The sequence below is a fragment of the Paenirhodobacter populi genome, assembly GCF_004022215.1.
Taxonomy (GTDB): domain Bacteria; phylum Pseudomonadota; class Alphaproteobacteria; order Rhodobacterales; family Rhodobacteraceae; genus Rhodobacter; species Rhodobacter populi.
Genome location: NZ_SAUZ01000001.1, coordinates 169,540 through 183,200, shown reverse-complemented (window position 1 = coordinate 183,200; position 13,661 = coordinate 169,540). Strand labels below are relative to the sequence as shown.

Genomic DNA, 13,661 nt, shown 5'->3' with positions numbered 1-13,661 from the left:
GGTCTGACCATTCCGCAACTCGATCCGGATAAAGTGATGTCCTTCACAAGACTTGTCCCATATCTTGCCGGACACCGTTTCCTGTATGTCGGGCAAACGCCTGACCTCCCGGGGGTGCTGCGCGATGCGGGGTCCGGTTGCGCCTATGCGACGACGTTGCAAGACCTTGATCCGGATGTGATTTTGCGCGCCTGCCCGGATGTGGTGCTGTCGCCGCTGCTGTGCGAGTCGCATGATATCCTTGATGTCGCGCGCGCGCTGAACACCCTTGGATACAGCGGCGAGCTTATCGCGATCGCCCGCAGCCTGCCGCATTACGCGATGGTGCAGGACGAGGTGCGGGAAATCTGGTCGGCGGGGAATTTCACCATCATCGAAACCGACCGCCTTTTGCATTGAATTGACGGCCGCGCGCCGGACCGGACTCAGGCAGGCGTTGCGACCGGGCGCAATCCCCTGGCGAAACGGGCGGCATTGGCGCGGTAATGCGCGGCCGATTGCCGCAGTTTTTCCTGTGCCGCCGCGTCGAGTATCCGGACCACCCGCCCCGGCGCACCCATGACCAGCGCGCCATCGGGGATTTCCTTCCCCTCGGTGACCAGCGCCCCGGCGCCGATCAGGCAGCCCCGGCCGATCCGCGCGCCGTTCAGGATCGTCGCGCCCATGCCGATCAGCGAGCCCTCGCCGATCACGCAGCCATGCAGCATCGCCTTGTGCCCGATGGTGCAATCCGCGCCGATCACCAGCGGAAAGCCCATGTCGGTATGGCAGACGACATTCTCCTGCACGTTCGATCCGGCGCCGATGCGGATTTCCTCGTTGTCGCCGCGCAGGGTGCAGCCGAACCAGACCGAGGCGGCGGCCTCCAGCACCACCCGCCCGATCAGATTGGCATCCGGCGCCACCCAGGCATCCGGCGCGATCAGCGGCTCCACACCGTCCAGCGCGTAGATCATCTTGCCTCGAACTCCCTGTTCAGTTCCCGCACGATCTCGGTCAGGCCGGGCTGGCGGTCGGCCCGCATCCGCTCCGCCGACAGGATGGTGCGCAGATCGTTTTCCGCCTGATCCAGTTCATGGTTCACGATGACATAATCGTATTCCGCCCAGTGGCTGATCTCGTCGCGCGATTTCGCCATGCGGCGGGCGATGACCTCTTCGCTGTCCTGCCCGCGCCCGCGCAGCCGGCTTTCCAGATCGGCGATGGTCGGCGGCAGGATGAAGATCGACACCACGTCCTTGCCAAGCGCCGAGCGGCGGATCTGCTGCCCGCCCTGCCAGTCGACGTCGAAAACGGTGTCGCGGCCTTCCAGCATCGCGGCCTCGACCGGATCGCGCGGCGAGCCGTAGAAATTGCCGAAGACCTCGGCATGTTCCAGCATCCGACCCTCGGCCACCATGCGCATGAATTCCTCGCGCGTGGTGAAATAGTAGTCCTTGCCCTCGACCTCGCCCGGGCGCGGCGGGCGCGTCGTCGCCGAGACGGAAAACCGCAGCGTCGTGTCCCAGGCCATCAGCCGCCGCGTCAGCGTCGACTTGCCCGCCCCCGAGGGCGAGGACAGGATGATGAGCAACCCGCGGCGGTCGGGAATGGGCATGGCTTACTCCACGTTCTGGATCTGCTCCCGCATCTGGTCGATGGCGTGTTTGAGGTCAAGCCCGATCGCCGTCAGCCGGGTCGAGCCGGACTTGGAACACAGGGTATTCGCCTCTCGGACGAATTCCTGCGTGAGAAAGTCGAACTTGCGCCCGATCGGCCCGCCCTGCACCAGAAGCGCGCGGGCCGCGGCAACATGGGCGCGCAGGCGGTCGAGTTCCTCGGTCACATCGGCGCGCACGGCGATCAGCGCGAGTTCCTGCGCGACGCGCTGCGGATCGGCACCGGGCACCGGCGCCACACGCGCGAGCGCCGCCTGAAGCGCCGCGGCGGCTTCGGGGCGGCGGGCCTCGGCCACCCCGGCGGCCTCTTCGGTCAGCTGGGCGATCCGTTCCACCTGCCCCGCGATCACCGCGCCGATCCGGCCGCCCTCGGCCCGGCGCATGGCGGAGAAGTCGTACAAAAGCCCGTCCAGATCCGCCAGCAGCGCGATGCGCAGCGCATCCGGGTCCTCGATCTCGGGCGGCGCGGTCTCGATCACGCCGCGCAGGGCCAGAATGTCCGTCGCGCGGGTGGGCGCCAGTTCCATGCCGCGTTCCGCCGCCGCCTGCCCGACCGCCGCCACGGCGGCCAGCGCCCCGCGCAGCCCTTCGGGCGAGAGGCGCAGCACCTCGGCCTGTTTTGCACGCGACAGCCGCAGGGTGACCGAGATATTGCCCCGCGCCGCGACGCCGGCCACGGCCGCGCGCACCGCGGCCTCCAGCCCCTCGACATCCGGCAGGCGCAGCTTCAGGTCCAGCCCCTTGCCGTTGACCGACCGCATGTCCCACATCCAGTCGTGCCCGGCCCCGGCGCCCTGACGGGCGGCGAATCCCGTCATCGAGGCGATACCGCCTTCGGCGCGCTTTCCTCCCGCAGGTCCGTTCACCCTTGCCTCCGTTAACGATTTAACCAGTTCCAAAGTTAAACCTTTCTTAGGCATACCTTTGGAGTATTAAAAAGGCCGTAAGCAATTTTGTGACCGGTCAGCCGTGAATCCCCGCACGAACCGGCCTGCGCTATGTTAAAATTCTCCCTTTAGGGGGTAGGGGTGGATTTGACATGACCGAACGGGAAGAGGACATCACCGGAAAGATCGCTCGCCTTGAGGCCCGGATGGGTCTCGGTCTCAGGATCAGTGCCGAAGTGCGCGCCTATTGGGAGGCGCTGCGGGCCGGACGACTGGTGCCGGACCGGGCCGACGTGAACCCGCGCGGGATCGACCGGGCGCTGGAATATTCCTTCGTTCTGGAACGGGTGGCGCCGGGGATCGGCCGCTTCCGGCTGGCGGGAACGCATCTGTGCGACGTTCTGGGGATGGAGGTGCGGGGCATGCCGCTGACCGCCTTCTTCGTCACCTCCTCGCGTCCGCAGATCACCGAGGCGACCGAAAGCCTGTTCCGCGATCCCGCGATCATCGAGGCGACGCTGGTTTCCGAACCCTTTCAGGGGTTGCCGAGCTTTTCGGCGCGGCTGCTGGTGCTGCCGCTGCGTTCCGACCTTGGCGACATCAACCGGGCGCTTGGCTGTCTGGTGGCCGAGGGCGACGTCCGCCGCACCCCCACCCGGTTCGAGGTCACAACGCTGAACATGATCCGCGTGGTGCCGCCGGGAGAAGCGGAATCTTTGCCGGAACGGGCGGAACTTCGGCATTCCCCGCACGTTTCCTCCGCGGACCCGCCCCGCGGACTTGCCGAGGAACAGGCCCCTTTTCACCCCGCGTCAAAGCCGGACAGTCCGGAGACGCGGCGCGCATCGTTCCGGGTGGTGTCGTCCGACGACTGATCCCGGAAGGTTTGCCGGCGTCGTAACGAGTTTTGTTTGTTCCGTGTAACGAGTGCGATTACGACTGCCCGCAGCGGGCATGCAGGCGGGTGGTTGGTGATCTGTAACGCAGGGGCGCCCCGATCTTCGGGGCGCCTTCCTGTTTGCGGCTGCCCCAAAGGAAAACCCGCGCCGGTCGGGGCGCGGGCTTCGTCATCGTCAGGGCGATCCGTGGATTACAGGCCCGAGGCCCGGCGCAGCGCGCGGCGGTCCTGCAGTTCCTCGGCGACGAGGAAGGCCAGTTCCAGCGCCTGGCTCGCGTTCAGGCGCGGGTCGCAGGCGGTGTGGTAACGGCTCGACAGATCCTCGTCCGAGACCGCGCGCACGCCACCGGTGCATTCCGTCACGTCCTGCCCGGTCATCTCGAAATGCACGCCGCCGGGGATCGTGCCCTCGGCCTTGTGGATCGCGAAGAATTCCCGCACCTCGCGCAGCACGGAATCGAAGGGCCGGGTCTTGTAGCCCGAGGCCGACTTGATCGTGTTGCCGTGCATCGGATCGCAGGACCAGAGGACATTCGCCCCCTCGGCCTGCACGGTGCGGATCAGGCGCGGCAGATGTTCGCCCACCTTGCCCGCGCCGAAGCGCGCGATCAGCGTCAGCCGGCCCGGCTCGTTCTCCGGGTTCAGCCGCGACATCAGCACCTTCAGATCCTCGGCCGTGGTCGACGGCCCGCATTTCAGCCCGATCGGGTTCTGCACGCCACGGCAGAATTCCACATGCGCGCCATCGGGCTGCCGCGTGCGGTCGCCGATCCAGATCATGTGGCCCGACCCCGCCAGCGGAATGCCCGTGGTCGAATCGACGCGGCACAGCGCCTCTTCGTATTCGAGCAGCAGCGCCTCGTGCGAGGTATAGAAATCGACGCCGCCCAGATCATGCGCGGTTTCCGAGGTCACGCCGGCGGCGGCCATGAAATCCATCGCATCCGAGATCTGATCGGCCACCTTGCGGTAGCGGGTCGCCTCCTCGCCATCGGTGAAATGCGCGATCCACGACTGCACCCGGTGCATGTCGGCATAACCGCCGGTCGAAAAGGCGCGCAGCAGGTTCAGCGAGGCGGCGGCCTGCGTATAGGCCTGCAGCATCCGCGCCGGATCGGGCACCCGGGCATCGGCGGTGAAGTCGAAACCGTTCACGATGTCGCCGCGATAGCTGGGCAGTTCGACGCCGCCCATCGTCTCGGTCGCGGCGGAGCGCGGCTTGGCGAATTGCCCGGCGACGCGGCCGACCTTGATGACCGGCACCTTGGCGCCCCAGGTCAGCACGATCGCCATCTGCAGCATGACCTTGAATGTGTCGCGGATGTTGTCGGCCGAAAACTCGGCGAAGCTCTCGGCGCAGTCGCCGCCCTGCAACAGGAACGCCTCCCCCCGCGCCGCCTTCGCCAGATCCGCCTTCAGCCGCCGTGCCTCACCCGCAAAAACGAGAGGAGGCATGCGCGAAAGCTGCGCCTCGACAGCCCGCAGGGCCGCCTGATCGGGATAATCCGGCATCTGGACCCGCGGTTTCGCGCGCCAGTCGGATTTCTGCCACCCCTTGATCATTCCTTCCTCCGAAAAACCAATACCAGAAGTGCCGTGCTTATAAGGCCTCTGCCGCCTCAGAACAAACCGTTTCTGATAGCGCCCAAAATAAAGGCAGACAGGCGCAATCGCATGATTTTCACCCGTTGCCGTCACGCCGCCTCTTGCCGTGGCGCAACGGCGCGATAAGCAAGCGCGAAACGACATTGCAGAGGTCGCAAATGCGCCACCCAAGCCTGCCCCGCACCCATGCCCGCCCGGCCCCCTCGCAGGGCACGATGCGGTTGCCGGCCAGCACCCGGCCACAGCGCTACATCTTCCTGCTGCTCGACCGTTTCACGCTGATGGCCTTTGCCTCGGCGCTGGAGCCTTTGCGACTGGCCAATCAGGTTTCGGGGCAGAAGCTTTACGAATGGGTTCTGGCGTCGGAGGACGGCCAGCAGGTGACCTGTTCCAACGGCACCGTCGTGCAGGTGGACATGGGTCTGGGCGAGGTGACGCGCGACGACACCGTGCTCGTCTGCGGCGGGATCGACGTGGTCGAGGCGACCTCGAAGCCCGTGCTGAACTGGCTGCGGCGCGAGGCGCGGCGCGGCGCGGCGGTGGGTGGCCTCTGCACCGGCGCATGGTCGGTGGCGCGGGCGGGGCTGCTGGACGGCCGGCGCGCGACGATCCACTGGGAAAATCAGGACAGCTTCGCCGAGGAATTCGATGAAATCCTGCTGACGAAATCGGTCTTCGTGATCGACGGCAACCGGCTGACGACGGCGGGGGGCACCGCCTCGATCGACCTGATGCTGCGGCTGATCGCGCGCGATCACGGCGAGCCGCTGGCCAATACCATCGCCGACCAGCTCATCTACACCTCGATCCGCACCGACCGCGACAGCCAGCGCCTGTCGATCCCCACCCGCATCGGCGTGCGGCATCCGAAGCTTGCGCAGGTGATCGGCCGGATGGAGGCGAATATCGAGGAGCCGATCAGCCCCGCCGATCTGGCCGAGGATGTCGGCATGTCGACGCGGCAGCTGGAACGGCTGTTCCGCCGCTATCTGAACCGCTCGCCCAAACGCTATTACATGGAGATCCGTCTGCAAAAGGCGCGCAACCTGCTGATGCAGACGGAGATGAGCGTGATCAACGTGGCGCTGGCCTGCGGTTTCGCCAGCCCGTCGCATTTCTCGAAATGCTACCGGGCGCATTACCGCACGACGCCCTATCGGGAACGCGGCGCCTCGGCGGTCGAGGGGGCGGCGCAGTCCCCCGTTCCCGTGGAGGACATCGGGGACGAATGCGACTTCACCGGGATCGACTTTCCCGAGGAGAAGTTCTGAGCGTCGGAGCAGCAGGGGCGCTGCCCCTCTTTGCGCTGACGCGCAAATTCACCCCGGGATATTTATGGAAGAATGAAGGTAGAAAGTGTCGCGCGCGTTTGCCGGCTGCCCATTTTCGCGCCATGTGACCGGATTCACATCGCAGGCCGGGGAGCGGCGCTTTTCTTTTGCCGGAGGGAGGGCTAACGTCCGCTCCATGGCATTCATTTCGGGGAGATTGAAGATGAAGAAACTGCTTTGGGCAAGCGCGGCGATCGCGCTGACCGCGGGCGGGGCCTTCGCCGAGGACATCAAGATGGGGATTTCGCTGGGCTTCACCGGCCCGCTGGAATCGATGTCCCCGATGATGGCGCAGGGCGCGGAACTGGCGTTCAAGGAAGTTTCGGACTCCGGCAAGCTGCTCGACGGCACCACGATCACCCCGGTGCGCGGCGATTCCACCTGCGTCGACGCCGCCGCCGCCACCGCGACGGTCGAGCGGCTGATCACCTCGGAAGGGGTGAAGGGCATCGTCGGCGGCATGTGTTCGGGCGAGGCGATCGCCTCGCTCACCAATGTCGCGATTCCGAACGGCGTGGTGATGATCTCGCCCTCGGCGACCTCGCCGGCACTGTCGACGCTGGACACCAAGGGGCTGTTCTTCCGCACCGCGCCGTCCGACGCGCGGCAGGGCGAGGTGATGACCGACATCATCCTTGAACACGGCCTCAAGTCGGTCGCGGTGACCTATACCAACAACGACTACGGCAAGGGTCTTGCCGACAGCTTCGCCGAGGCCTTCAAGGCCAAGGGCGGCACCGTCACCGTCGTCGCCGCGCATGAAGACGGCAAGGCCGACTATTCGGCCGAGGTCGGCGCGCTTGCCGCCGCCGGGGGCGAGGCGCTGGTGATCGCGGGCTATGTCGATCAGGGCGGTTCGGGCATCCTGCGCGGCGCGCTCGATTCCGGCGCGTTCGAGACCTTCGTCTTCCCCGACGGGATGATCGGCGAAACGCTGGAAAAGAACTTCGGGCCGGAGGTCAACGGATCGTTCGGGCAGATGCCGTCGTCCGAGGGCGAGGGCAAGGACAAGTTCGTCGCCATGGCGAAGGAAGCGGGCTTCGACGGCACCGCGGTCTATTCGGGCGAGGCCTATGACGCCGCCGCGCTGATGCTGCTGGCGATGCAGGCGGCCGGCTCCACCGATCCGCAGGTCTACAAGGACAAGGTGCTGGAAATCGCCAATGGTCCGGGCGAAAAGATCCTGCCCGGCGAGCTTGCCAAGGGGCTCGACCTGCTCAAGGCCGGCACGGCGATCGACTATGACGGGGCGACCTCGGTCAACTTCGTCAACGGCCGCGAGAACGCCGGCACCTTCCGCGAGATCGAGATCACGGATGGCAAGATCGAAACCGTGAAATACCGCTGAACGGGTTTCGCGGAATGCAAGGACGGCCCGGAGAGATCCGGGCTGTTCCATTTAAGAAACAAGCCGATAACGGCTGTTCCTCATGCAACGCATGAACCAGGGGACGATATGATACAGGTCGAGAACCTGCACAAGCATTTCGGCGGCTTCCATGCCGTCGATGGCGCCTCGCTGACCATCGCGACGGGCTCCATCACCGGGCTGATCGGCCCGAACGGCGCCGGGAAATCCACGCTCTTCAACGTCATCGCCGGGATCTACAAGCCCACCTCGGGCCGGGTGCTGATGGATGGCGAGGATATTTCCGGCCTCGCCCCGCATGAGCTGTTCCACAAGGGGCTGCTGCGCACCTTCCAGATCGCGCATGAATTCCCGACGCTGACGGTGCGCGAGAACCTGATGATGGTGCCCGCGGGCCAGTCGGGCGAGACGCTGTGGAACACGTGGTTCCATCGCGGCCGGATCGCGCAGGAGGAATCCGCCCTTCTGAAGAAGGCCGACGAGGTGCTTGATTTCCTGACGATTTCGCATCTGAAGGACGAACGCGCGGGCAACCTGTCGGGCGGGCAGAAGAAGCTGCTGGAACTCGGCCGGACGATGATGGTCGATGCCAAGATCGTCTTTCTGGACGAGGTGGGCGCGGGCGTGAACCGCACGCTTCTGAACACCATCGGCGATGCGATCATCCGGCTGAACCGGGAACGCGGCTATACCTTTTGCGTGATCGAGCATGACATGGATTTCATCGGCCGCCTGTGCGACCCGGTGATCGTCATGGCCGAGGGCAAGGTGCTGGCCGAAGGCTCCCCCGCCACGATCATGCAGAACGAGGCGGTGATCGAGGCCTATCTGGGCCGCGGCCTGAAGAACAAGGTGAAGGCATAGCCCCCATGACCCATTTTTCCAATCGCGGGGGCCGGAGATGAGCTTTCTTGACGCTTCCGGCATGACCGGCGGCTATGGCGCGACCGACATCCTGCACGACTGCACCTTGCGCGTCGAGAAAGGCCAGATCGCGGTGATCGTCGGCCCGAACGGCGCGGGCAAATCCACCGCGATGAAGGCCGTCTTCGGCATGCTGCGCCTGCGCGCGGGCAAGGTCACGCTGGACGGCGAGGACATCACCGCCCTGTCGCCGCAGGAACGGGTGCGCAAGGGCATGGGCTTCGTGCCGCAGGTCAACAACGTCTTCCCCACCATGACGGTCGAGGAAAACCTCGAAATGGGCGCCTTCATCCGCGAGGACGATTTCACCGGCACGATGGAGCAGGTCTTCGAGCTGTTCCCGATCCTGTGCGACAAGCGCCGGCAGAACGCGGGCGAGCTTTCGGGCGGGCAGCGCCAACAGGTCGCCGTGGGCCGGGCGCTGATGACGAAACCGAAACTGCTGATGCTGGACGAACCCACGGCGGGCGTTTCCCCCATCGTGATGGACGAGCTGTTCGACCGGATCATCGAGATCGCCCGCACCGGCATTTCCATCCTGATGGTGGAACAGAACGCGCGGCAGGCGCTGGAGATCGCCGACACGGGCTATGTGCTGGTGCAGGGCGCGAACAGATACACCGACACCGGAGCGGCGCTGATGGCCGATCCGGAGGTCCGGCGCACCTTCCTCGGGGGTTGAGATGGACTTGCTGAACGCGCTTGTCGCGATCCTGAACTACGTCGTCATCCCCGCCACCGCCTATGGGGCGCAGCTCGCGCTCGGCGCGCTCGGGGTGACGCTGATCTATGGCATCCTGCGGTTCTCGAACTTCGCGCATGGCGACACGATGGCCTTCGGCACGGCGGTCACGATCATCGTCACATGGGGGTTGCAGGCGGCGGGGGTCAGCCTCGGCCCGCTGCCGACGGCGCTGCTCGCCCTGCCCTTCGGCATCGCGATCACCGCGGCGCTGATGCTGGCGACGGACCGGGTGATCTACCGCTATTACCGCAAGGTCCATGCCGCGCCGGTGATCCTCGTGATGGTGTCGGTGGGGGTGATGTTCCTGATGAACGGCATCACCCGCCTGCTCATCGGCGTGGACGAGATCCGTTTCGACGACGGCGCCCGCTTCCTGATCACCGCGCGGGAATGGCGCGACTGGACGGGTCTGGCCGAGCCGCTGACCCTGCGCTCGACGCAGGCGATCACCGTGGTCGTCGCCGCCGTCGTGGTCTGGGCGCTGTTCTGGTTTCTGGCGAAGACCCGCACCGGCAAGTCGATGCGCGCCTTTTCCGACAACGAGGATCTGGCGCTTCTGTCGGGCATCAACCCGAACCGCGTCGTCGCCGTGACATGGATCATCGCCGCCGCGCTGGCGACGACGGCCGGGGTGCTTTACGGCCTCGACAAGAGCTTCAAGGCCTTCAACTACTTTCAGCTTCTGCTGCCGGTCTTTGCCGCCGCCATCGTCGGCGGGCTCGGCAATCCGCTCGGCGCCATCGCGGGCGGCTTCATCATCGCCTTTTCCGAGGTCGGCGTGACCTATGCATGGAAGAAGGTGGCGGGCTATCTGGGCTACAACGCCGACGGGCTGCTGCAGCTCCTGTCCACCGAATACAAGTTCGCCGTCAGCTTCGTGATCCTGATTATCGTGCTTCTGTTCAAGCCCACGGGTCTCTTCAGGGGGAAATCGTTTTGAGCACTCGTCAACCCGATGCCGCCGGGGGCGGCAAGCTGCGCGCGCCGCTTCTGTTCGCCGCCATGGCCGCGCTGATCGTGGCCGAGGGGATGACCTCGGGCTGGAACGGCGCGCTGGTGATCCTCAACATGGGGCTGATCTCGGCGATCATGGCGCTCGGCCTCAACATGCAATGGGGCTATGCGGGGCTGTTCAACTCGGGCGTCGTGGGGTTCACCGCGATCGGCGGGCTGGCGCCGGTGCTGATTTCCATGCAGCCGACGCCCGGAGCGTTCTCGGCCGGCGGCTGGGGGGTGCTGCTCGCGCTTGTCGTCGCGGCGCTGGCGATCGCCGCCGCCGTCTGGCTGAACCGCCATCTGACGGGCAAGGCCAAGGGGCTGTCGATCGTCGCGGTGCTGGTGGTGGGCTTCTTCGTCTACCGCTGGATCTTCGACCCCGCGGTGGCGGCGATCCAGGCGATCAACCCGGCGTCGCAAGGTTATCTGGGCGGGCTCGGCCTGCCGGTGATGCTGTCCTGGCCGGTGGGCGCCCTGCTCGCGGCGCTGGCCGCATGGGGTGTGGCGAAGACCGCGCTCGGCCTGCGGTCGGACTATCTCGCCATCGCCACGCTCGGCATCGGGGAAATCATCGTCGCCGTCCTGAAGAACGAGGAATGGTTGGACCGTGGCGTTCTCAACGTCACCGGCATCCCGCGCCCCTGGCCCGTGCCCTATGAGGTCGACCTGCAGGCGAACCCGGCCTTCGTGCAGTGGATGACGGACTGGGGCATCAGCCCGGTGACGGGTTCGACAGTGCTGGTGAAGCTGCTCTATACTGGCATCTTCGGCGTCGTGCTTGCGGTGCTGATCCTAGGCGCGCAGCTTGCGCTGAAATCGCCATGGGGCCGGATGATGCGCGCGATCCGCGACAACGAGGTCTCCGCCGCCGCCATGGGCAAGGACGTCACGGGCCGGCATCTGCAGATCTTCATCCTCGGCGCGGCGGTGATCGGGCTTGGGGGGGCGATGATGATCACCCTCGACGGACAGATGACGCCCGCCTCCTACAACCCGCTGCGCTACACCTTCCTGATTCTGGTGATGGTGGTGGTCGGCGGATCGGGGAACAACTGGGGCTCGGTCCTTGGCGGCGTGCTGATCTGGTATGTCTGGATCAAGGCCGAGGTCTGGGGGCCCAAGATCATGCACACGATCACCATGTCCCTGGCAGACGGCCCGCTGCGCCAGCACCTCTACGATTCGGCGCCGCATATGCGGGTCATCATCATGGGGCTGATCCTGCTCATCGTGCTGCGCTTCGCGCCCCGGGGCCTGCTGCCGGAGAAGTGATCTCGGGACCGGGAACGCAGACGCGGGCGGATGGGGAGAGAGGGGGGCCAGCCCCCTCTTGGCCCTTGGCCAATTCACCCCCGGGATATTTATGGAAAAACGACGGCCAGAAAACCCGGCCCCGGTTCCGAAGCGCGGCGTTTGGAAACAGGAACCGTTTCCCTTCATCTTTCCTCAAATATCCCGGGGTGAGGCGCTTGCGCCGAGGGGCAGCGCCCCTTCTTCCCCTCCACCCGCGCCGGAGGTTCCGGTTTTGAAATGCACTCCCCGACATCGGCCTGCGGCGGCGGCTCCGTCGCATGCGCGCGCCTCCGGCCCTCTTGCTTTCCGGCCCGGCCCCGCCTATTCCCCGGACATGACACAGCACCAGCGCCTTCTCATCATCGACTTCGGCTCGCAGGTCACGCAGCTCATCGCGCGGCGCCTGCGCGAGCTGAACGTCTATTGCGAAATCCATCCCTACAACAAGGTCACCGACGCTTTCCTGCGCGACTTCGCGCCGCGCGCGGTGATCCTGTCGGGCGGACCTGACAGCGTGACGCGGGCGGGCAGCCCGCGCGCCCCCGAAAGCCTCTGGACGATGGGGGTGCCGGTCCTTGGCATCTGCTACGGCCAGCAGACCATGATGACGCAGCTTGGCGGCAAGGTCGAAAGCGGCCACGGCACCGCCGAATTCGGCCGCGCCTTCGTCACGCCGACCGAGGAACGCCTCGCCATCCTGAACGGCTGGTTCGAGGACGGACGCGAGCAGGTCTGGATGAGCCACGGCGATCATGTCAGCCAGATCGCACCGGGCTTCAAGGTCTACGGCACCTCGCCCAACGCGCCCTTCGCCATCACGGCGGATGTCGAGCGCAATTTCTATGCCGTGCAGTTCCACCCCGAGGTGCACCACACACCGAAGGGCGCGCGGCTTTACGAAAACTTCGTGCGGCTGGCGGGCTTCACCGGCGACTGGACGATGGCGGGCTACCGCGAACAGGCGATCCAGAAGATCCGCGAACAGGTCGGCGACAAGAAGGTGATCTGCGGTCTTTCCGGCGGGGTCGACAGCTCGGTCGCCGCGGTGCTGATCCATGAGGCGATCGGAGACAATCTCACCTGCGTCTTCGTCGACCACGGCCTGCTGCGCAAGGGCGAGGCCGAAGAGGTCGTGACGATGTTCCGCGACCATTACAACATGCAGCTGATCGCGGCGGATGAATCCGACCTGTTCCTCGGCGCGCTGGAGGGGGTCTCCGATCCCGAGGTCAAGCGCAAGACGATCGGCAAGCTGTTCATCGACGTGTTCCAGAAATACGCGAACCGGATCGAGGGCGCCGAATTCCTCGCGCAGGGTACGCTCTACCCGGACGTGATCGAATCGGTGTCCTTCTCGGGCGGCCCCTCGGTCACCATCAAGTCGCACCACAATGTCGGCGGCCTGCCGGAAAAGATGGGCCTGAAACTGGTCGAGCCGCTGCGCGAGCTGTTCAAGGACGAGGTCCGCGCCCTTGGCCGCGAGCTTGGCCTGCCCGCGAAATTCATCGGCCGCCATCCCTTCCCCGGCCCCGGCCTTGCGATCCGCTGCCCCGGCGCGATCACCCGCGAAAAGCTGGCCATCCTGCGCGAGGCGGATGCGGTCTATATCGACCAGATCCGCAAACATGGCCTGTATGACGAGATCTGGCAGGCCTTCGTCGCGATCCTGCCGGTGCGCACCGTGGGCGTCATGGGCGACGGACGGACCTACGATTACGCCTGCGCATTGCGGGCCGTGACTTCGGTCGACGGGATGACGGCGGATTACTATCCCTTCAGCCACGAATTTCTCGGCGAGACCGCGACGCGGATCATCAACGAGGTGAAGGGGATCAACCGGGTGACCTACGACATCACCTCGAAGCCGCCGGGCACGATCGAGTGGGAATGACCGGACGCCCCTGATCGCGCGTTGCCATCGCGCAAGACGATATGAAAACCCCGCCGGGCGCGAT

Annotated in this window: 13 protein-coding genes; 9 read left to right on the top strand and 4 right to left on the bottom strand. The window is 65.8% G+C overall.

From position 1 onward, the window contains the following. The first annotated feature begins 36 nt into the window (after window positions 1–36). Window positions 37–399: a hypothetical protein gene (locus D2T30_RS00835; RefSeq protein ID WP_128207247.1), complete on the top strand. Its 363-nt coding sequence runs from the start codon at window positions 37–39 to the stop codon at window positions 397–399. A gap of 26 nt (window positions 400–425) precedes the next feature. Here the strand turns inward: D2T30_RS00835 and D2T30_RS00830 are convergent, their stop codons facing one another. Genes D2T30_RS00830 through D2T30_RS00820 form a run of 3 tightly spaced genes read right to left on the bottom strand, consistent with a single transcriptional unit; the run spans window position 426 to window position 2,476 of the window. After that, on the bottom strand, window positions 426–956 hold the full coding sequence (locus D2T30_RS00830) for a gamma carbonic anhydrase family protein (RefSeq protein WP_128207246.1): 531 nt from the start codon (window positions 954–956) through the stop codon (window positions 426–428). Continuing rightward, the gene (gene gmk, locus D2T30_RS00825; protein ID WP_128186703.1) at window positions 953–1,597 is read right to left on the bottom strand and encodes a guanylate kinase; all 645 of its coding nucleotides are present in this window, start codon (window positions 1,595–1,597) and stop codon (window positions 953–955) included. The genes D2T30_RS00830 and gmk overlap by 4 nt, the downstream gene beginning before the upstream one ends. A gap of 3 nt (window positions 1,598–1,600) precedes the next feature. Further along, complete coding sequence (locus D2T30_RS00820) at window positions 1,601–2,476, bottom strand: YicC/YloC family endoribonuclease (RefSeq protein ID WP_128207380.1); 876 nt, start codon at window positions 2,474–2,476, stop codon at window positions 1,601–1,603. Window positions 2,477–2,697: 221 nt separating this feature from the next. Between D2T30_RS00820 and D2T30_RS00815 the strand changes: the two genes are divergently transcribed. Beyond that, entirely contained in the window at window positions 2,698–3,420 is a 723-nt protein-coding gene (locus D2T30_RS00815; RefSeq protein ID WP_128186705.1) for a PAS domain-containing protein, read from the top strand. Window positions 3,421–3,635: 215 nt separating this feature from the next. On the opposite strand, the gene D2T30_RS00810 is transcribed toward D2T30_RS00815, so the two are convergent. Further along, window positions 3,636–5,006, bottom strand: coding sequence for a class II 3-deoxy-7-phosphoheptulonate synthase (locus D2T30_RS00810; protein WP_128207245.1), 1,371 nt, complete (start codon window positions 5,004–5,006; stop codon window positions 3,636–3,638). A gap of 257 nt (window positions 5,007–5,263) precedes the next feature. Here D2T30_RS00810 and D2T30_RS00805 point away from each other — a divergent pair, with 257 nt between their 5' ends. From D2T30_RS00805 to guaA, 7 genes are all read left to right on the top strand, one after another. Further along, window positions 5,264–6,319 (top strand): GlxA family transcriptional regulator, encoded by a 1,056-nt coding sequence (locus D2T30_RS00805; protein WP_128207379.1) that lies wholly within the window; start codon window positions 5,264–5,266, stop codon window positions 6,317–6,319. A 223-nt stretch (window positions 6,320–6,542) separates the two neighbouring features. After that, window positions 6,543–7,727: an ABC transporter substrate-binding protein gene (locus tag D2T30_RS00800; RefSeq protein WP_128207244.1), complete on the top strand. Its 1,185-nt coding sequence runs from the start codon at window positions 6,543–6,545 to the stop codon at window positions 7,725–7,727. Window positions 7,728–7,835: 108 nt separating this feature from the next. After that, window positions 7,836–8,612, top strand: a complete 777-nt coding sequence (locus D2T30_RS00795; protein ID WP_128186711.1) for an ABC transporter ATP-binding protein — start codon at window positions 7,836–7,838, stop codon at window positions 8,610–8,612. A gap of 37 nt (window positions 8,613–8,649) precedes the next feature. Then, window positions 8,650–9,354 carry an ABC transporter ATP-binding protein gene (locus tag D2T30_RS00790; protein WP_128207243.1) on the top strand — a complete coding sequence of 235 codons (705 nt, stop codon included), beginning with the start codon at window positions 8,650–8,652 and terminating at the stop codon, window positions 9,352–9,354. Between the two features lies 1 nt (window position 9,355). Continuing rightward, window positions 9,356–10,357, top strand: a complete 1,002-nt coding sequence (locus D2T30_RS00785; protein WP_128186715.1) for a branched-chain amino acid ABC transporter permease — start codon at window positions 9,356–9,358, stop codon at window positions 10,355–10,357. 62 nt (window positions 10,358–10,419) lie between these two features. Continuing rightward, window positions 10,420–11,685, top strand: a complete 1,266-nt coding sequence (locus D2T30_RS00780) for a branched-chain amino acid ABC transporter permease (protein ID WP_128207378.1) — start codon at window positions 10,420–10,422, stop codon at window positions 11,683–11,685. A gap of 355 nt (window positions 11,686–12,040) precedes the next feature. Next, complete coding sequence (gene guaA / locus D2T30_RS00775; RefSeq protein WP_128207242.1) at window positions 12,041–13,597, top strand: glutamine-hydrolyzing GMP synthase; 1,557 nt, start codon at window positions 12,041–12,043, stop codon at window positions 13,595–13,597. Window positions 13,598–13,661 lie beyond the last annotated feature (64 nt).